Genomic DNA, 19,000 nt, shown 5'->3' on the forward strand with positions numbered 1-19,000 from the left:
AATGCAGAAAAAGCACAGGATTGCCGTCATTCCCGGAGACGGCATCGGCGTCGAGGTCATGCCCGAAGGTTTGCGCGTGCTCGACGCGGTCGGTCGCCGTTTCGGCATCGACTTCTCTTACGACCACTTCGACTGGGGCTCCGACCACTACGTGCGCACCGGCCTGATGATGCCGGCCGACTGGGCCGACAAGATCCAGGGCCACGACGCGATCTATTTCGGTGCGGTGGGTGCACCCGACAAGGTGCCCGACCACATCGCCGTGTGGGGCCTGCTGATCAAGATCCGCCGCGACTTCGACCAGTACGTGAACCTGCGCCCGGTACGCCTGATGCCCGGCGTGCCCGGCCCGCTGGCGCACCGCAAGCCCGGCGACATCGACTTCCTGGTGGTGCGCGAGAACACCGAGGGCGAATACACCTCCGTGGGCGGCCGCCTGTTCGAAGGCACGCCGCGCGAGATGGCGATCCAGGAGGCCGTGTTCACCCGCACCGGCGTAGACCGCATCATCGACTACGCGTTCCAGCTCGCCAGCCGCCGCAAGCGCAAGAGCCTGACGGCCGCCACCAAGTCGAACGGCATCTCGATCACCATGCCTTACTGGGACGAGCGCCTGGCCGACATCGCCAAGCGCTACCCCGACGTGGCGACGAACAAGTTCCACATCGACATCCTGTGCGCGCACTTCGTGCAGCACCCCGACTGGTTCGACGTGGTCGTGGCCTCCAACCTCTTCGGCGACATCCTGTCCGACCTGGGCCCGGCCTGCACCGGCACCATCGGCATCGCGCCGAGCGCCAACCTCAACCCCGAGCGCAAGTTCCCGTCTCTGTTCGAGCCGGTGCACGGCTCGGCGCCCGACATCGCCGGCAAAGGCATCGCCAACCCCATCGGCCAGATCTGGTCGGCCGCGCTGATGCTGGACCACCTCGGCGGCGACGACCCGGTCTACGCGCAAGCCTCGGCTGCCGTGCTCTCGGCCATCGAGACCGTGCTGAGCGAAGGCCCGCGCACCCGCGACATGGGCGGCACGGCTAACACGGTGGACGTGGGCCGCGCGATCGCCGAATGCGTCTCGGCAGCATGACGCCCTGCATCTCCTGTAGCGAACTGAGAGGCTGAGATGGGCCTGTTCCTGCTGAAGCGCACGCTGACGCTGATCGGCACGCTGGTCGGTGCCTCGGTCATCGTCTTCCTCGTGCTCGAGATCCTGCCCGGCAACGCCGCGCAGATGCTCATGGGCCCCGACGCCTCACCCGAGGCCGTCGCAGCCCTGGCCACCAAGCTCGGCCTCGACCAGCCCGCATGGACGCGCTACTGGCACTGGATCGGCGGCCTGCTCACCGGCAACCTCGGCGACAGCTACGCCTACAGCTCCCCCGTGCTCGACCTGATCCTGGAGCGCCTCGCGCTCACCGTGCCCCTGGCCGTGCTGGCCATGGCGCTGACTGTCGTGATCGCGCTACTGGTGGGCGTGACTGCAGCAGCCCGCCACAACAAGCTCGGCGACGTCGGTCTCATGGGCATGGCCCAGGTCGGCATCGCCATTCCGAACTTCTGGTTCGCCATCCTGCTGATCCTGGTTTTCTCGGTGCAGCTGCAGTGGTTCTCCGCCGGCGGCTTCGAGGGCTGGGGCGAGGGCATCTTCGCGGGGATCAAGTCGCTGCTGCTGCCTGCGCTTTCGCTGGCTGTCGTTCAGGCCGCGATCCTCGCGCGCATCACGCGCTCGGCCGTGCTCGAGGTGATGCGCGAGGACTTCGTGCGCACCGCACGCGCCAAGGGCGTGTCGCAGCGCATGGTGCTTTGGACCCACGTGCTGCGCAACGCGATGATCCCGGTGATCACGGTCATGGGCATGCAGTTCTCCGAGCTGCTGGCCGGCACGATCGTGGTGGAGAACGTGTTCTATCTTCCCGGCCTGGGCCGGCTGATCTTCCAGGCCATCAGCAACCGCGACCTGATCGTGGTGCGCAACTGCGTGATGCTGCTGGCGGCCATGGTGGTCATCGTGAACTTCGTGGTCGACGTGCTCTATGCCGTCATCGACCCGCGCATCAAGGCCAGCGACATATGAGCGCCATCACCCCAAGTTCCGCCGTGATGCCCGCGCCCACCGGCGCGGCACCGAAGGCTCCCGGCTTCTGGCGCCGCGCGCTGCGTCATCGCAGCTTCTGCATCGGCGGCGTGCTCGCCGCGCTGCTGGTGCTGGCCGCGCTGCTCTCCTATCTGTGGACGCCTTACTCGCCCTACGGCATGGACATGGCGAACAAGCTGCAGGCGCCCTCCGGCTCGCACTGGCTGGGCACCGATGCGTTCGGCCGCGACGTGGCCTCGCTGCTGCTGGTTGGTGCGCGCGCATCCATCCTCGTGGGCGTGATCGCCGTCGGCATCGGCCTCGTGGTCGGCACTGCACTGGGCCTGCTCGCAGCGGCAAAGCGCGGCTGGGTCGAAGAAGCGGTGATGCGGCTGTCCGACTTCACGCTGGCATTTCCCGCCATCCTGTCGGCCATCATGATGACGGCGGTGTTCGGCGCGGGCATCGTGAATGCCATCGTGGCCATCGGCATCTACAACATCCCGACCTTCGCGCGCATCACGCGCGCCTCGGCCAACGCGATCTGGTCGCGCGAATACGTGGCCGCCGCGCGCTCCTGCGGCAAGGGCTCGTTCGCCATCACGATGCAGCACGTTCTGCCGAACATCTCGGCCGTGCTGATCGTGCAGATCACCATTCGCTTCGCCATCGCGATCCTGGCCGAAGCCGCCCTCTCCTATCTGGGCCTCGGCACGCAACCGCCGCAGCCTTCGTGGGGCCGCATGCTCAGCGAAGCGCAGACCCTCATGTTCCAGCAGCCGCTGCTGGCCGTGTTCCCCGGCATGGCCATCGCGCTCGCAGTGCTCGGCCTCAACATGCTCGGCGACGGCTTGCGCGACCTGCTCGACCCACGCCTCGCACGCGCCCGGTAAGCGATATGCCACTCCTCGAAGTCAACAACCTCCAGATCGGCCTGCAGACCCAGCGCGGGCCGGCGCAGGCCGTGCGCGGCATCTCGTTCTCGCTGGAACGCGGCGAAACGCTCGGCATCGTCGGTGAATCCGGCTGCGGCAAGTCGATCACCGTCATGTCGCTCATGGGCCTGCTGCCCTCCAGCGCCATGGTCGCGGGCAGCATCAAGCTCGATGGGCAGGAGCTCGTCGGCCTGCCCGAGAAGCAGATGTGCCAGATCCGCGGCAACCGCATCGGCATGATCTTCCAGGAGCCGATGACCGCCCTGAACCCGGTGCACACCATCGCGCGCCAGGTCGGCGAGCCGCTGCGGCTGCATCGCGGCCTGACGAAGGCACAGGCCCGCAAGGAAGCATTGAGCCTGCTCGATCGCGTGGGCATCCCCGACGCAGCATCGCGCCTCGATGCGTATCCGCACCAGTTCTCCGGCGGCCAGCGCCAGCGCATCGGCATCGCGATGGCGCTCGCATGCGGGCCCGACCTGCTGATCGCCGACGAACCCACCACCGCGCTCGACGTGACCATCCAGAAGCAGGTGCTCGACCTGATCCAGGGCCTGGTCAAGGAAATGGGCATGGCGATGATCCTGATCTCGCACGACCTCGGCGTGATCTCCAGCAGCGTGAAGCGCATGCTCGTGATGTACGGCGGCAGTGCCGTGGAAAGCGGTCCGACAGACGCCGTCTTCGCCAGCCGCGCGCATCCCTACACACGCGGCCTGTTCGCGGCACGCCCCGCACTCGGCGCGGTGCGCGCCGGCCGGCTGCCCACCATCAGGGGCAGCGTGCCGGAGCTGGTCGACATGCCCCGCGGCTGTGCATTCGCCGGCCGCTGCGCACACACCATCGACCTGTGCCAGAGCACGAAGCCGCGCGAGACGCAGCTGCCGAACAACCACACGGTGCGCTGCCTGCGGCTGGGCGAAATCGCTGCATCGAACGCCAGGGCCGCCGCCGCATGAGCCAGTCAGCCACCGCCCGCCAGCCCCTGCTGGCCGTGAACAACCTCTATCGCCACTACGCGCTTCCGCGCGAGAAGCTGTTCGGCCCGCCGCCGACGGTGAAGGCGCTCAACGGCGTGAGCTTCGAAGTGCAGGCCGGCCAGAGCATGGGCATCGTCGGTGAATCGGGCTCGGGCAAGTCGACCATCGCGCGCCTCGTGATGGCGCTCGATACGCCCACATCCGGCACCGTCTCGCTCGAAGGCCGCAACCTGCATTCACTGTCGAAGGAAGAGCTGCGCGTGGCGCGGCGCGACTTCCAGATGGTGTTCCAGGACCCCTACGGCTCGCTCGATCCACGCCAGACAGTGGCGCGCATCGTCGCCGAGCCGCTCGAAGCATTGGCAGCCACCAGCCGTGCGGAGCAACGCGAGCGCGCCAGCGAAACACTTGCCGCAGTGGGCCTGCGCACCACCGATCTCGACAAGTACCCGCACGAGTTCTCCGGCGGCCAGCGCCAGCGCATCGCCATCGCGCGCGCCCTCATCACACGGCCAAAACTCATCGTGGCCGACGAGCCCGTGAGTGCGCTCGACGTATCGGTGCAAGCCCAGGTGCTCAACCTCATGCAGGACCTGCAGCAGCAGTTCGGCATCAGCTACCTGCTCATCAGCCACGACCTCGCGGTGGTCAACCACCTGTGCGACGAAGTCTGCGTGGTCTTCAAGGGCCGCATCGTGGAACGCGGCCGTCCGGCCGACCTGTTCGAGCACGCGCAGCACGAGTACACGCGCACCCTGCTTTCCGCCGTCCTGCATACGCCGTCGCGCTAGCCAGCGCAGGCCCTCCCTCTCTTTCCACCCTCACATCAGGAACTATCGAATGTTGAAGCGACGCACACTCATGACTTCCGCCATGGCCGCGGCGATCCCGGGTGTCTTCCTGCCCCAGGCGCGCGCGCAGGCCGGCAAGAACACGCTGACGATCGGCATGCCGCTCGAGCCGCCGGGCCTCGACCCGACGACCGGCGCCGCATCGGCCATTGCCGAGATCACGCAGTACAACATCTTCGAGACGCTCACCAAGGTGAATGCCGACGGCTCGGTCACGCCGATGCTGGCCGAGAGCTGGACCTCGTCGCCCGACATGAAGACCTTCGTCTTCAAGCTGCGCAAGGGCGTGCGCTTCGAGAACGGCCAGCCTTTCAATGCGCACACCGTGAAGTTCTCGTTCGACCGCGCCGGCGGCGCCAAGAGCACCAACAAGGACAAGCGCTTCTTCAGCGAGATCGGCACCGTGGTGCTCGACGAGTACATGGTCGGCGTGAACAGCACGCTGCCCAACCCCGACCTGCCTTTCATGCTGGGCCAGTCGACCGCCTGCATCGTGGAGCCCAAGAGCGCCGAGACCAACGCGACCGCGCCCGTGGGCACCGGCCCCTACAAGCTGAGTGCGTGGCAGCGCGGCGCCTCGTGCACGCTGGTGAAGTCGCCGACCTACCGCGACCCCAACCTCGCGAAGACCGAGAAGTTCGTCTTCCGCTTCATGTCGGACACGGCCGCGCAGACCGCCGCGCTGCTGTCGAACGACATCGACATCTTCCCGCGCGCGGGCACCCGCTCGGTGAGCCAGTTCAAGGGCAACGCGCGCTTCCAGGTGATCGAGGTGGGCACGCGCGGCAAGGTGATCCTGACCATCAACAACCGCAAGAAGCCGCTGGACGACGTGCGCGTGCGCCGCGCGATCCTGGCGGCCATCGACCGCAACGCGATCGTCCAAGGCGCGGCCGACGGCTTCGGCAAGCCCATCGGCAGCCACTACGCGCTGGGCGCGCCGGGCTTCATCGACACCACCGCGATGAACCCCTTCGACGTTGAGAAGGCCAAGAAGCTGCTGGCCGAGGCTGGCGTGAAGACGCCGCTGGAGTTGCGCCTGCAGCTGCCCCCGCCCTCCTATGCCCGCCAGGGCGGCGAGGTGATCGCGGCACAGCTCGCGCAGATCGGCATCAACGTGAAGATCCAGAACGTGGAATGGGCCCAGTGGCTCAGCGGCACCTTCGGCGGCGCGCACGACTTCGACCTGACCATGGTCGCTCACGTGGAGCCCTTCGACCTGGTGAAGTACACCGAGCCCGACTACTACTGGGGCTACGACTCGAAGAAGTTCCGTGACCTGTTCGTCACCATCCAGAACGAGGAGAACAAGAAGCGCCGCGCAGACCTGCTGGCCGAGGCGCAGCGCCAGCTGGCGACCGATGCGGTCAACGGTTTCCTCTACCAGGCGGTGTTCCCGACCATCGCGCGCAAGGAAGTGAAGGGCCTGTGGCCGAGCATGCCGATCGTGGTGAACGACCTGGCCGCGATCTCGTGGGGCTGATGCGATGAGCACGTCGACATCGAAGCCCCTGTATTCCCTGGGCGTGCAGGAGCTGCACGCGGCCTATCGCAGCAAGGAGCTCTCGCCGGTGGAAGTGGCGCGCTCGGTCAACGAGCGCATCGCTGCCTACGAACCCGAGCTGCATGCCACCTGGCTCTTCCGCCCCGAACTGGCGCTGGAGCAGGCTCGTGCCTCCGAGGCGCGCTGGCTCGCGGGCAAGCCGCTCGGCACGCTCGACGGCGTGCCCGTGACCATCAAGGACAACCTCGCGACCAAGGGCGATGCGATGCCGCTGGGCACCGCCGCCTACGACCTCGTGCCGATGACCTACGACTCGCCGCCCGCCGCGCGCCTGAAGGAAGACGGCACGGTGCTGGTCGCCAAGACCACCATGCCCGACCTGGGCATGCTGTCGTCGGGGCTGTCGAGCTTTCATGAGCTCTCGCGCAATCCGTGGGACCTGTCGCGCACGCCCGGCGGTTCCAGCGCGGGTGCAGGCGCCGCCGCAGCCGCGGGCTACGGCCCGCTGCACGTGGGCACCGACATCGGCGGCTCGCTGCGCCTGCCGGCAAGCTGGTGCGGCATCTACACGCTCAAGCCCAGCTTCGGCCGCATTCCGCTGAGCTCGCCCTACATGGGCCGCTGCGCCGGTCCGATGACCCGCACCGTGGCCGATTCGGCGCTGATGATGGCTTCGGTCGCGCAGCCCGACGACCGCGACTACTCCGAACTGCCGCCGCCCGTCATCGACTGGAACGCCTTCGAGGTCGACCCGTCGTTCATCAAGGGCAAGCGAGTGGCGCTGCACATGGACGCGGGCTGTGGCCTGCCGCTCGATCCGCAGATCGCCGACGCCGTGCGCCGCGCGGCGAAGAGCATCGAGGCCGCTGGCGCTGTCGTGGAAGAAATCCCGGCCTTCATGACGCCGACGATGCTGAAAGGCATGGATCACTTCTGGCGCATGCGCTCGTGCATCGACATCCAGGCGATGGCGCCGGAGAAGCGGGCGAAGATCCTGCCGTACATCCGCGAATGGGCCGAGAGCGCGGCCGGCTTTTCAGGCGCACACATCTTCGAGGCCTACAGCGAATTCATCGCCACGCGCGCGGCGACCATCGCCGCGACCAAGGCCTACGACTTCGTGATCTCGCCGGTGTCGCCCAACATGCCCGCGCCGGCCGACCACGCCTCGCCGACCAACGACCCGATGCTGCCGCTGGAGCACATCGGCTTCACCGTGCCCTACAACATGTCGGAGCAGCCCGCTGCCTCGATCAACTGCGGCTACTCGGCCGAAGGCTTGCCCATCGGCCTGCAGATTGCCGGTCGCCGCTTCGACGACCTGGGCGTGCTGCAGTTCAGCCGCGCCTTCGAGCAGATCCGCGAAACGCAGAAACCCTGGCCGGAGCCCAACGCGACACGTTGACCTAGCCCTTAGGAGACAAGACACCATGAACGCAGCAGCAGCCCACTACATCGACGGACACCATGTGCAGTCCGAAGGCAACGCCACCATCGACGTGATCGATCCGAGCGATGGCAGCAAGTTCGGCGAGATCGCGCGCGGCACTGCCGCAGACGTCGACACCGCCGTGCGCGCCGCGCGCCAGGCCATGGGCGAGAACTTCGACGGCCCCTGGGGCGGCCTGACCGCGCTGCAACGCGGCCGCCTGCTGGCCAAGCTCGGCGCAGCCGTCATGGAGCACCATGAGGAACTGGCCCAGCTCGAGGCGCGCGACACCGGCAAGGCGCTGCGCGTGGCGCGCAACGACGCCACCGCGCTGGCCCGCTACATGGAGTACTACGCCGGCGCCTGCGACAAGCTACACGGCGACACCCTGCCCTACGAGCGCGGCTACACCGTGCTGACAGTGCGCGTGCCGCACGGCGTGACGGGCCACATCATTCCCTGGAACTACCCGATGCAGATCGCGGGCCGCAGCGTGGGCGCCTCGCTCGCCGCGGGCAACGCCTGCGTGGTGAAGCCGGCGGAAGACGCGAGCCTGTCGCTGCTGCGCCTGGCCGAGATCGCGACCGAAGTGGGCTTCCCGGCCGGCGCGCTCAACGTGGTGACAGGCTACGGCAAGGAAGCCGGCGCGGCGCTGTGCGCGCACCCGGGCATCGACCACATCTCGTTCACCGGCTCGACCATGACCGGCCGCAGCGTGGGCCTGGCCGCGGCCGAACGCCATTGCCCGGTGACGCTCGAGCTCGGCGGCAAGTCGCCGCAGATCGTGTTCGCGGATGCCGACCTCGACGCGGCGGAGCCGGTGCTGCTCAACGCCATCATCCAGAACGCCGGCCAGACCTGCTCCGCGGGCAGCCGCGTGCTGGTGGAACAGTCGGTTTATGAAGAAGTGGTGCAGCGCCTCGCCAAGCGCTTCACCGCCGTGCGCGCGGGCACGCCCGCCGAAGACCTGGACATGGGCCCGCTCATCAACGAAAAGCAGTTCCGCCAGGTGCGCGACATGGTCGCGACCGCCGAGGCGGCCGGCCTGAAGGTGGCGGCGCGCGGCACGGTGTCGCCCAACGCGTCTTCCACCGGCTACTACCAGGAAGCCGTGCTGTTCCGCGACGTGCCGCACGAAAGCGACATCGCGCAGCGCGAGATCTTCGGCCCGGTGCTGGCCCTGACGCCCTTTGCCGACGAAGCCGAGGCGGTGCGCCTGGCCAATGGCACGGACTTCGGCCTGGTGGCCGGCGTGTGGACCCGCGACGGCGCGCGCCAGCTGCGCATGGCGCACAAGCTGCATTGCGGCCAGGTCTTCGTCAACAATTACGGTGCGGCGGGTGGTGTAGAACTGCCTTTCGGCGGCGTGAAATCCAGCGGCTTCGGCCGCGAGAAGGGCTTCGAGGCCCTGCTCGGATTCACGACCCTAAAGACCATCGCCATCAAGCACGGATGAAGACAACACATGACTACCACCACTGAACAGCAGCAAGCGCCGCGCAAGGTCGGCCTCGTCGGCGTCGGCCTCATGGGCCACGGCATCGCCAGCAACATCGTCAAGCACGGCCACCAGCTCACCGTGCTGGAGCACGCGGGCAACCAGCCCATCGACGGCCTGCTGAAGGCCGGCGCCACCTCGGTGAAGGACGTGGCCGCGCTGGCCGCGCAGGTCGACGTGCTGATCCTGTGCGTCACCGGCACCCCGCAGGTCGAGGCCGTGATGCTCGGCGACAGCGGCGCGCTGACCACGCTGCGCCCCGGCACCGTGGTGATCGACTGCTCGACGGCCGTTCCCGCCTCCACCGCAAAGGTCGCGGAAGCAGTGAGCGCCAAGGGCGGCAAGTTCATCGACGCGCCCATGACCCGCACCGCGAAGGAAGCCGCCGAAGGCCGGCTCAACCTGCTGGTGGGCGGCGACGAGCAGGTGCTGGCCTCGTGCCTGCCGCTGCTGCGCTGCTTCGCAGAGAACGTCACGCACGTGGGCGGCATCGGCGCAGGCCATGCAATGAAGCTGCTGCACAACTTCGTGTCGCTGGGCACCGTGGCGCTGCTGTGCGAGGCTGCCGCCTGCGCCGAGCGCGCCGGCGTGAAGCCCGACGTGTTCGTCGACGTGCTCGCCAAGGGCGGCGGCAACGGCGTGGCGCTGGAACGCGTCAAGCCCAAGCTGCTGACGGGCAGCACCGATTCGCTGAAGTTCTCGATGGCGAATGCGAAGAAGGACCTGGGGTACTACAACGACATGGCGGAGCAGTCTTCTTCGAGCCATGGCATTGCGCAAGCCGTGGATGCGCTGCTGACTCATGGGGTCGAGAAGTTCGGTGGGGACCGGATGGTGCTCGATCTGGTTGAAGCGTTGCGCTGACTCTTTGCCTGCTTCTGCCCTGTGCGCCACCGACGTTGTTCGGGGCGCGTGCACAGGGCGTTGGTGATGCGACCGCTGGGGCGGATCGCAGGTGGACGCGCTCTCGCGCACCAGTGAGTTGGGCGGCAGACTTGCTGCTCGATAGCGGCGTAAGTCTAGAGCAGAAGGATGAGGCTTACGATGGCAGCTCACGGCCAATAGCCGACCTTCACCGCCTCGGTCTACCTTCCAACCCAACTCACCAATCACAGGAACATGACAGTCGCAATGTCACCGCTGTGGGTCAAGCATCCTGACATCCCGTGGGGTAGCGTCGGGTGGCGCATGGGTTGGGGTGAGGCGTACTGGGGTCAATGGAAAATTTTCTTCCTGGCCTTGAAGGAAGAAGAGCGCCAGCGCTACCGAGAGAACTGGCCGGAACCTGAGTCATGGCGGGGGCTGTATGCATTTGTTGAGTCGGGTGAACCTCCACCCTGGGCAATCGAACACAGGAGAAAGCTGGCTGGCCCTTATCCCCTGCCGAGTGCCGAAGAGTTCAACATCTGTGAGCACTACCGGGTTGTATGGTTGATCAGGCGCCACATGAGCAAGTTGGGCGTCTACGAAGTACCGGCGAGATTTCCATCGCCGAATCTTGGACAAGCACCGGATGAGAGCGACGTAACGTTCTATGCGGAACCGAGCGGCGCCTGGTGGCGTTTGTCGATGCCAAAAGGTGGCGGGCTTATCCTGAACCGACTGACGCAACCAGACGCCCCTGACACGTTGCTGTTCCGCAAGGCATAGCGGCTGTTGACCACAACCAGACATTCGGGGCTGAGGCAGAATCTGCGAACCGTCGTTCCACGAAAGCTGCCCGATGGACCCTACTTTCGAAGTCCTTGTCGAGTCCGAGCGCACTGAAGCAGAGTTACTGGAAGCCTTGCAGCGCCCACTGCGCGGGACTCGGCAAGGAGGTTACTTGCTTGCACAAGGCAACGTCCTAAAGTTTTCCGAAAACCCGCTCCGTGACAGCAGCAAGCTTGGGAACGGCGAGAGTTCGTGGCCGTACTTCAAGTACAGCCTATCCGTCTTTCCGCAGCACGAATCTGACCTCGAAGTTCAAAAGGCTCTCGCGAACGAGTTAGTCGCCGCGCTTCGACCCTACTGCTCCGACTTGGAACTGATTGCAGAGCCGTGGGCAGATAGAGCGCTATGACAGGCAAACTTCGACCAGAACCAGTCCTTCGCGCCCTGCATGATGTCGAACTACAGCCACTTATGGGACGGTACCGAGCCAGGCTGGGTACTTTTGCAGGTCCATCGCCAGAGATCGACCATCGCGGTGCTGTTTGATGAGCCCGGAGCGGCTCCTCTAGAAATCCAGGCACTACGCCGCGTGGTGCCCGAATTCACTGCACTGCCTGCCCAGCAAGCTGTCCTGCAGCTTCGCGGACGTCGGCGCATCGACCTCGGGGAAATGGAGCCCCGGGAAGCCCGAAGGCTGATTGAGAGGCTTCGGGACTGCGGCCTACGTGTGGAAGAGCAGGCGCTGGACCGCAGTGGTTACCTGCCGTTCAACGAAGTTTCGAAAATGGCACTGCTCATTGAAGATGAGGTTGAAGGTAGAGCAGTGGCAGCCGAAGCTTTGAGACAAGGAATCCCGGTTCGGCAGGTCGAGAGCTAACTCACTTCAGAAGGCTCGGCCACTCAAACGACCGGGACGAATGGCTGCTCTGGAGCAAACCCAACTTCCGCGTTGGGCCCGATGCCGACGTACGTCTTTCTTCGAAGCCGCCATTCAAGCTGCTACGCCAGTTTCAACTTGGCTCGATGTGCTCTCTCTAGAGCGAGAGCTTCGGGATGTTTGGCGAGCCACTTTTGATGCAGCACTGAATACGTCGAATGCCAGTTTCGATTCGCAAGCGGCTCCAGAAGCCCGAGGAGCTTTTCCACGCTTGAAATGGCATCGAGCTTGTTCAGTTCATGCGACCGAAGCGCCTCTACGACCTGCAACATGCAATCGGCCGCGCTATCAGGAGTGGTCATGTTCCATGCCCGCCCGTTAGCTATTCTGAAACCATGGGGGTCCATGTAGCCGTTGACGGGTCCGAAAGGTAGTGAAGCACATAGAACTACGCAGGTCCTCTTCTGGCCTCCCGAGCCATTGGCATCGACCCAGAGTTGCTGAAAGACATCGTTCTTCTGGCGCACGAACTTGCGAGACGTCACTTTGGTGAAGCCCTCGTTCTTCAAGAACGGCCAGAGGGTCCTTGAAATTTCGTGCAGGAGGGCGTCTGCCATTTCAGTTTTCTTGTGAGGTCAATCGTCAAAGTGGCTGTCAGCTTCCGGCCGGCTCGCGCCGCCAGATTTGACTGTCTGGCTTTCCCGAAGTCTTCCGATATCGGTAGCTTGTACGTCGTGCCGGCTTTGAGTTCTACGTCCGAGGGAAGCTTCGAATCATCTTGCTGCATTCACCAGAAGACACGGGACCGGCTGAAAAAAACAATACACGATTGAGTGCCCGACCTTCTGGCAGCTCGTTACTTACGGTGGGTCGCTTCACTCCATAAGCAGCGATCGCAATCTGGTCGCTATGCACACCATGACGAATCAGTCGGTCTTTCACGTCGATAGCTCGCCGTAATGACAGTTGATCGGGGTGCTTCTCGTCGCTTGATGCATTGCCTTCCAAAGTAACTCGATTGCCAGTTGCCTTCGCGTCGCACGCCACGGATTGAAGTGTCACCAAGTCATTTGGTTGAAGCTCTGTACTGTCCTTCAGGTAGTACAAGGCCCCTTCTGCCAGCACGATAGACGTTGATGAGGCAATGTGAGGGGCAAAAAAATGACTGCAATCAACCAACACGATACTCTGGGCATTTGCGTCTTTCTAAGAGCGACTCGGGGCTGATCGTCCGGTTCTGTTCGAATTTTGCCGAGCAAGGCTACGTTAGTGTTTCATGGAATGGTTCAGCCGCGACTTGAAATTCATCCTCGTAAACAACATAGCCAGGTCGCTCGCTACGCAAGATTTCAACCATCACATCGTGCGCTTCCAGTACCCGAGCCATTCCGTGCATCATGTTGATGTGCTGAGTTGCAGTGTCCTTGAACCAACTGAGTGCCACCTTCTTCGCGTGCGGTTTGGATGAGCGAGTGAAGCTCACGGGCTTGCGAAGATTTTTTCGGAACCAGTCTCGAAGTTCGTAGTAGTTCTCAACTTCGTGCTCCGAGAGCAACCCTTGTGTCTCGAGTTCTCCGAGTGCCTGAAACAAGCCCTGCCTTCTGCCAGAGTCGATGTCGTTGCTGTGGATTACAAAGCGAATGAACATGTCGATAAGGTTGATTGCTCGCGCCGAATGACCGGTGTTGGCCGGATTGTGCCGGTGGCACCGACTGCCTGGCCAGCGTTCAAAGAAACTCGATTACTAGCTTGAACGCCGAGAACGGTTCACGCTCTGGTCGCTTGTGTCGACGAAAGCAGGCGACAAAGTCCGTGTAGCCGTACGATTCACTACCATCGTCGGGGGAAAGGCTCAGGTGGACCTGGAAATCGCATCTGTCCGCGGCAGCAGCCGTCCCCAGGTCAATGGAGTCAAGGCTCCAGCTTCCTGCATCTCGAGTGAACAACTTCGCGAGTCGGAAGGCTGCTTCCCGCATGTCTTCGAAATGCGCAGCTACTAAGCTCAGGAGATTGACCGCATCGTCGGCGGGCTGCCCGTTGATTTCAGGCAGGAGGATTTCGATGCCACCAACTGCGTTGAAGAAGTAGTTTCCCGCGCCATCTGGTCTACCGTCTGCAATGCGGTACTGCAGCAAAGCTGGCCCAGCAGGAGGCACAGTTCCAGGGAAGTACTGCGCTTCAATAGCTTCATCCGACAGAGATTCAGGCTCCACTTTGCCTCCTTACGTCATCTGACTCGCCGCCGACCTGGCACGGGTGACGGAGAAGTGCGCACCCAAACTGGCATCCTCTTGGCAATTGTGCGCGCCGGCTTAACGACCGCTTTGGCCGCATCCTGCCACACCAAAGCCCACACTATCGGCCCTCCATGCGGCTATTCGGCTGCCAGAACGTCAAGCGCGGAAGCCTTCAGCCATTCGTCCGCGCACTCTTGTTCAAGCAGCCAATTGGCCAACTCCACAGCGCGTTCATGGCGTCGTGTGGCGAGATGTCCAATTGCTATCGTTGCACAGGACTGCTCCATTACAAAGTCTTCAACGAGAGCAACGAGGGTCTTGCTATCGACTTTGTCCCAATCCGGCTCCTCCGGGTACGTCAATTGGATCTGCTCCGCTAACGGTAGATTTCCAAGGTCAATTTGTCGGTGGTTCATGCGATGATTCCTCAATACGACAACGCCTTGCTCAATGTCCGGTTCTGGCCGACTGTAGCCTGTTGCGCTCGTGGAGAGTTTCGGGCCCCTGCGGGCGTTTCCTTGGGGCACAAAGCAGCCACTTGTTGCAACGCTCGGGCGAACACAGCTCAGCCGGCGTCGGCCACGCGCATTGACCGGTCAATCGGGCCGCACGCGACTTTCTGCGCTGATTTGGACAAGATGACAAAGTCGTGAAGTCTGCGCTGACCTGGTGCCCCGAGCGGCTCACCAAAAAGGCACAGCTCGCTGGGGGGATTCGATTCATAAGGCAACACAGGGACATAAACGTAGCCTGCCTTCAGTTCCGCTTGGATCTTGTATGGGTAAATCAAGTCCTTGAAATACATGACCACGTTGCCTGTACCACTGCTCCACGCGTAGCGGAGTTCGTAGGACCCCGCAGCCAAGTCATAGCCTGCAACCTTCCAATCCCAAACCCGGTCAGAGCCGATGGTCTGCAGCTTCGCAAATGCCTCGAATGGTGGCTCGGCCTTTCCGCCGCGAAGCAACAGGCGAGCCTGTTGTTTGCTATCGCCACTTTGTGGTCCGTATTGCACGATCGGGCCTGCGCATCCAGTCAGCGTCAACAGCATCCATATCAGTGGCATTCTTTTCACTTGAACTTTCCTCTTGTGTACGCGATGAATGAGGCTTGTTGCCGAACGACCGCATTTGGCCGAACGGGGATATCTCGCTAAGAATCGGAGATCGAGGGTAACGCCAATATTCGTTGCTTCGTTGTACCGTCGAAAAGCATCGATTGACCATCAACCTCGATCATGAAGTGATGGCCCTTGTCGGTAGAGAAGTGATGAGCGAAAACGGTCTTTCCCTCGTGCATGTATCCGCTCCCAGCATTAAGCCGGAGGAGTTCCTGATCCGCCGCCGCGCACACTGCCCGAATGTTTTTCATCCATACATGTTCGTTGGCCCTCGCTACCGCCTCCCGTTGTCCGCGGTCTGGGAGGGCTCTCGCTCTCAACTCCACCTGCTCACGCATTGCTGCGCGGGGAACGGCCAAAAGTTTGGGGTTCGACTTCAACCACGCTGCATTCAGCTGTTCGATGTTTTCCGTCTCATTCAGTCGATAAAAGCTCTCGGTGATCGCATCAAGTCGATCGCGTTCCGTGTTCTTTCCGAAGTAACCAGATGAGAAAAACTTGCGAATGCGTGAGCCCAGTGAATCGGCTAGGGATTCTCCTTCCTTTAGCAACACGAGATGCCGACGCGCGCCGATTGCGTCCAGTCCTTGGCGCACGAATGTCATTCCAGGCTCCGCGCGCTTGGAGTTGTAGAGGAACTGTGAGAACCCACCGTTCTCTACTTGACGCAGGTAGTAGTCTGCGTAGTAGCTAAGCCATGCGTTGCGCGAGATTTCCTCCTGTCGCAAATGCTCACCGCGCAAAGCGTTCACGAACGAGACATTCGACTCGATGACCGCAGAGGGATCTGAATCAGCTAGGCTCTCTTGGGAAACTACAACGACGTCGTCGGAGGCGAGGATGCGCATAGTCGGTCGAATAAAGGTTGTTGCCGAAAGTCTTCTGCTGACCGGGTGCCGCCGGCGGCATGCTACCTTCCGGACCGACACGGCTCGTTGGAATCATAGATGGATGATTGGCTCGAAAGACAAGCTCCGCTGGACCTGGCAGTAGCGAATGCCCTCATTGCTGCGACCCCGGAATGGTGGAATTCGGCGACCCTTGTCGCCGACCGGGAACAGCACGGCTCGCAGGAGCAGATGACCATCGTCATCACGTCGCCAGACGGCCTGCCCGAGCCGATTAGCCCGACCGAGGAAATCTACTCAAGCCTCTATGCGCTCGCTGACCTTTTCCGTGAGCGCGGAACTGTTTGGCGCTCTGCGTCGTACTCCGTCAACCAGACGGAAGGCGGTGACTGGAAGTACTCGGTTCAGTTCACCTACTAGCGAACTGGAGGGCGACGCCGACCGTCCGCTTGTGGCCGAATGCAGTCGGCCGCACCAATGTCGCGAACAGCCTTTCTCCTCACTGTCTCCACGCCCAGTGAGAAATCAAGCCTCCTACTACCAACCATGGCCAAAAGGAGAGAAGCCAGTTGCTGCTGACGACGTGTCCTTCAAGGAGGTGGGCACCATCAATCTCGACCTTAATTGGAAAGGAGCGGAAGCCGGCGCGGCCCCAGGACAGGGTGGCCCGATGGCGAGTTCCTTCATGCTCGAACTCGACCGAGTGCGTGCCGACAAGCTTGAACACTCCGCCTGTCTTGAGTAGGCATTTTTCGCCTAGAAACAAGTCGATGGATGCGGCTTGCCACAGCTTTCTAGCCAGAAGTGTTGAGGTCACGAAAAGCTTGGAGCCGTTCCATTCGGTTTCTGGGTTTGACATCTTTGTTGGCGTTATAGGTGCTGTCTGGTGTCACACAAGGCAGGTCGACGATGAAATTCCCAACGCATCGTCCCTGATGGGCGTCGGCCGATTTCTGGTGAATGTAGTCTGACTCGCTACCGGCCAGATGCCGAAGTTTGGCACGCCCCAAACAGAAAACAGCAACTGCTGCAAAGCGGCTGCTCGCAGCGTTTGCCGAGGATCAGTATGGCGCGGACGGATTTCCACCACGCAAAGACTTCGGCCGTCGTACCCCAAAGCCCCCACGGGCCGCGAAACACGCAGCCCGCAGACCAGCCGCTAGCCGCCGGTTTCAGGCGCTCCGTGTCGCGCCTTCTCGCTCATCTGGAACAACTCCCCAGCCTTGCGAGCCAGTTCAGCCGCAAGCCAAAGCAGGTTGTCCAGTCGTCGAGGCCCATCCCCGCTGCACCAGTCGATGTCTTCCCCGTGGCAGACCCACAGGAGAGCTTCGAGCTGAGAAAGGGTGTTTTCGAGAAGATCCGCCGGGTCCTGGGCGTTATCTTCGGAATCTACCGGCGTAGTTGGCCGGGCTATAGTCTTGGTAGCCATTTTTGTGCGGTTCTTTAGAGGGTTGCACGAACTTGGTTAGACGGCTGGGGTGCTCGCTACATCCCGGCCGTCGCCTTTTGATACCTCGCATCTGCATCGCTGCTTTCGCACCGACGACCTGCCGCGAGGCAAGCAGCCTTCAAACATCTCGGTGGTGGCTTGGTGTGTGCGCCTTTCTGCTCCCCTTGGTGGGGTATCGAGTGACAGGGGCATTCACTCTGGAGAAGAAGCCGACAAAGTAGCTGCTGCTACAGCACGAAGTCGCGAAGACTGCCAACAAATGCAGCTTCCGCAATGCGCCGTGCGCGAGCCTCGTGAGCCGATGCCGCAGCGGCTCCAAACGCACACGCCGATGGGGTGCCTTGCGCAGCGAAATAAAGGGGGAGGCCGAAGGCCGGAGGACATTCGCGGAGCAAGGTACCCCGTCGGCGTGAGCGCCGCACTGAATGAACCCGAACCCAAGCCCAAGCCTTAAGACATCCCGCGCGCCAGCAAGTGATCCACCAGCCGCCGCTGCGGAAAGCTCAGCGCCTCCTGCCGCGTGCACAGGTACATGCGGCGCGAGGCCCACGCATCGGTGAGGTTGATGAAGCGCAGCTTCATCTCCTTGCGATAGGTCACCGCGGCACCTTCGGGCAGGATGCCCACGCCCATGCCCGCTTCGATCATCCGGCACACGGCCTCGAAACTCTTCACCCGCACGCGCAGGCGCAGCACCTTGCGCGCGCTCATCGCAGCGTCTTCCATGGTGCGTGAGATGGCGGAGTCGTCCTCCAGGCCGACGAAGTCGTAGTCGAGCAGTTCCTCGAACGACACCTCGCGGCCACGCCACGGATGCTTCTGCCGCACGATGGCCACCAGCCGGTCGGTGCGGTAGGGAATGAAGTGCAACGCCGGGTCGGCCGCCTCGCTGGTGATGACGCCCACGTCGGCCTGCCGGTCGCGAATGGCCTGCACGATGTAGACGCTGCGGTGCTCCTCCACGCTCACGCGGATCTCGGGATAGCGCTGGCGGAAGCTCGCCACGTCGTCGGGCAGGAACTGGCCCATGGCCGATGCGTTGGCATGCAGTCGCACGCGGCCGGTGGCACCCTGCGCGTAGTCCGAGAGGTCGGCGCGCATGCGGTCGACGTCGCGCAATATCTGGCGCGCATGCACGGCCAGCGATTCGCCGGCGCCGGTGGGCGTCACGCCCCTCGAAGTGCGGTTGAGCAGCGCAACGCCCAGGTGCTCTTCGAGGATGGCCAGCCGGCGGCTGGCGGCCGACAGCACCATGTGGCTCTCGGCCGCGGCCTTCGACAGGCTGCCGTGCTCAATGGCGCGCAGGAAAAGCGCCAGCGAATCGAGGTCGGGTCTCATGGGGTTCGGGGTCGGTCTGCGAGGCCGACATTGTCGGGCCAGCAGGGGCCATGGCCTCGGCCGAAATACTTTCGGCGGATCGCGCCCGCAAGAGACAGATCTTCCGGAATGCGCTGCACTTTGCCCAAACGAAGAAGCACTTTCCGCGGGCGAAGCGGAAGAATCGTTGCTGTTCCGGCGTCTACCCCGCCGGGGCGTTCCGCGAG

At 63.2% G+C, this 19,000-nt stretch carries 20 protein-coding genes; 12 read left to right on the forward strand and 8 right to left on the reverse strand.

Annotated elements, in window-relative coordinates:
- Position 1 precedes the first annotated feature (1 nt).
- From EJO71_RS01735 to EJO71_RS01785, 11 genes are all read left to right on the forward strand, one after another.
- Positions 2 to 1,087: a tartrate dehydrogenase gene (locus EJO71_RS01735; RefSeq protein WP_125947091.1), complete on the forward strand. Its 1,086-nt coding sequence runs from the start codon at positions 2 to 4 to the stop codon at positions 1,085 to 1,087.
- Between the two features lie 36 nt (positions 1,088 to 1,123).
- Positions 1,124 to 2,074, forward strand: a complete 951-nt coding sequence (locus tag EJO71_RS01740) for an ABC transporter permease (RefSeq protein WP_125947090.1) — start codon at positions 1,124 to 1,126, stop codon at positions 2,072 to 2,074.
- Complete coding sequence (locus EJO71_RS01745; protein WP_125947089.1) at positions 2,071 to 2,967, forward strand: ABC transporter permease; 897 nt, start codon at positions 2,071 to 2,073, stop codon at positions 2,965 to 2,967. The genes EJO71_RS01740 and EJO71_RS01745 overlap by 4 nt, the downstream gene beginning before the upstream one ends.
- 5 nt (positions 2,968 to 2,972) lie before the next feature.
- Positions 2,973 to 3,968, forward strand: coding sequence for an ABC transporter ATP-binding protein (locus EJO71_RS01750; RefSeq protein WP_125947088.1), 996 nt, complete (start codon positions 2,973 to 2,975; stop codon positions 3,966 to 3,968).
- Positions 3,965 to 4,780 (forward strand): ATP-binding cassette domain-containing protein, encoded by an 816-nt coding sequence (locus EJO71_RS01755; RefSeq protein ID WP_125947087.1) that lies wholly within the window; start codon positions 3,965 to 3,967, stop codon positions 4,778 to 4,780. The genes EJO71_RS01750 and EJO71_RS01755 overlap by 4 nt, the downstream gene beginning before the upstream one ends.
- A 49-nt stretch (positions 4,781 to 4,829) precedes the next feature.
- The gene (locus EJO71_RS01760) at positions 4,830 to 6,323 is read left to right on the forward strand and encodes an ABC transporter substrate-binding protein (RefSeq protein ID WP_125947086.1); all 1,494 of its coding nucleotides are present in this window, start codon (positions 4,830 to 4,832) and stop codon (positions 6,321 to 6,323) included.
- Between the two features lie 4 nt (positions 6,324 to 6,327).
- Positions 6,328 to 7,749, forward strand: coding sequence for an amidase (locus EJO71_RS01765; RefSeq protein ID WP_125947085.1), 1,422 nt, complete (start codon positions 6,328 to 6,330; stop codon positions 7,747 to 7,749).
- Between the two features lie 25 nt (positions 7,750 to 7,774).
- Entirely contained in the window at positions 7,775 to 9,229 is a 1,455-nt protein-coding gene (locus EJO71_RS01770; protein WP_125947084.1) for an aldehyde dehydrogenase family protein, read from the forward strand.
- A gap of 9 nt (positions 9,230 to 9,238) precedes the next feature.
- Entirely contained in the window at positions 9,239 to 10,135 is an 897-nt protein-coding gene (locus EJO71_RS01775) for an NAD(P)-dependent oxidoreductase (protein ID WP_125947083.1), read from the forward strand.
- A gap of 255 nt (positions 10,136 to 10,390) precedes the next feature.
- Complete coding sequence (locus EJO71_RS01780; RefSeq protein ID WP_125947082.1) at positions 10,391 to 10,921, forward strand: hypothetical protein; 531 nt, start codon at positions 10,391 to 10,393, stop codon at positions 10,919 to 10,921.
- A 451-nt stretch (positions 10,922 to 11,372) separates the two neighbouring features.
- Positions 11,373 to 11,801, forward strand: a complete 429-nt coding sequence (locus EJO71_RS01785) for a hypothetical protein (RefSeq protein WP_125947081.1) — start codon at positions 11,373 to 11,375, stop codon at positions 11,799 to 11,801.
- 122 nt (positions 11,802 to 11,923) lie between these two features.
- Here the strand turns inward: EJO71_RS01785 and EJO71_RS01790 are convergent, their stop codons facing one another.
- From EJO71_RS01790 to EJO71_RS01820, 6 genes are all read right to left on the reverse strand, one after another.
- Positions 11,924 to 12,418: a hypothetical protein gene (locus tag EJO71_RS01790; protein ID WP_125947080.1), complete on the reverse strand. Its 495-nt coding sequence runs from the start codon at positions 12,416 to 12,418 to the stop codon at positions 11,924 to 11,926.
- A gap of 644 nt (positions 12,419 to 13,062) precedes the next feature.
- On the reverse strand, positions 13,063 to 13,449 hold the full coding sequence (locus EJO71_RS01800) for a hypothetical protein (protein WP_125947079.1): 387 nt from the start codon (positions 13,447 to 13,449) through the stop codon (positions 13,063 to 13,065).
- 79 nt (positions 13,450 to 13,528) lie between these two features.
- Positions 13,529 to 14,014, reverse strand: coding sequence for a hypothetical protein (locus EJO71_RS01805; RefSeq protein WP_125947078.1), 486 nt, complete (start codon positions 14,012 to 14,014; stop codon positions 13,529 to 13,531).
- A 161-nt stretch (positions 14,015 to 14,175) separates the two neighbouring features.
- On the reverse strand, positions 14,176 to 14,454 hold the full coding sequence (locus tag EJO71_RS01810) for a hypothetical protein (RefSeq protein ID WP_125947077.1): 279 nt from the start codon (positions 14,452 to 14,454) through the stop codon (positions 14,176 to 14,178).
- Positions 14,455 to 14,603: 149 nt separating this feature from the next.
- Positions 14,604 to 15,113, reverse strand: a complete 510-nt coding sequence (locus EJO71_RS01815; RefSeq protein WP_137860457.1) for a hypothetical protein — start codon at positions 15,111 to 15,113, stop codon at positions 14,604 to 14,606.
- A 77-nt stretch (positions 15,114 to 15,190) separates the two neighbouring features.
- Entirely contained in the window at positions 15,191 to 16,006 is an 816-nt protein-coding gene (locus EJO71_RS01820; protein WP_125947075.1) for a DUF4375 domain-containing protein, read from the reverse strand.
- A 99-nt stretch (positions 16,007 to 16,105) separates the two neighbouring features.
- On the opposite strand from EJO71_RS01820, the gene EJO71_RS01825 reads away from it, so the two are divergent.
- Positions 16,106 to 16,426: a hypothetical protein gene (locus EJO71_RS01825; protein WP_125947074.1), complete on the forward strand. Its 321-nt coding sequence runs from the start codon at positions 16,106 to 16,108 to the stop codon at positions 16,424 to 16,426.
- 79 nt (positions 16,427 to 16,505) lie between these two features.
- On the opposite strand, the gene EJO71_RS01830 is transcribed toward EJO71_RS01825, so the two are convergent.
- Together EJO71_RS01830 and EJO71_RS01840 are read right to left on the reverse strand one after the other, a co-directional pair.
- On the reverse strand, positions 16,506 to 16,865 hold the full coding sequence (locus EJO71_RS01830; protein ID WP_125947073.1) for a hypothetical protein: 360 nt from the start codon (positions 16,863 to 16,865) through the stop codon (positions 16,506 to 16,508).
- 1,041 nt (positions 16,866 to 17,906) lie between these two features.
- Positions 17,907 to 18,794: a LysR family transcriptional regulator gene (locus EJO71_RS01840; protein ID WP_093197325.1), complete on the reverse strand. Its 888-nt coding sequence runs from the start codon at positions 18,792 to 18,794 to the stop codon at positions 17,907 to 17,909.
- Positions 18,795 to 19,000: the final 206 nt, after the last annotated feature.

Source organism: Variovorax sp. 679, from assembly GCF_003952185.1.
Lineage (GTDB): Bacteria > Pseudomonadota > Gammaproteobacteria > Burkholderiales > Burkholderiaceae_C > Variovorax.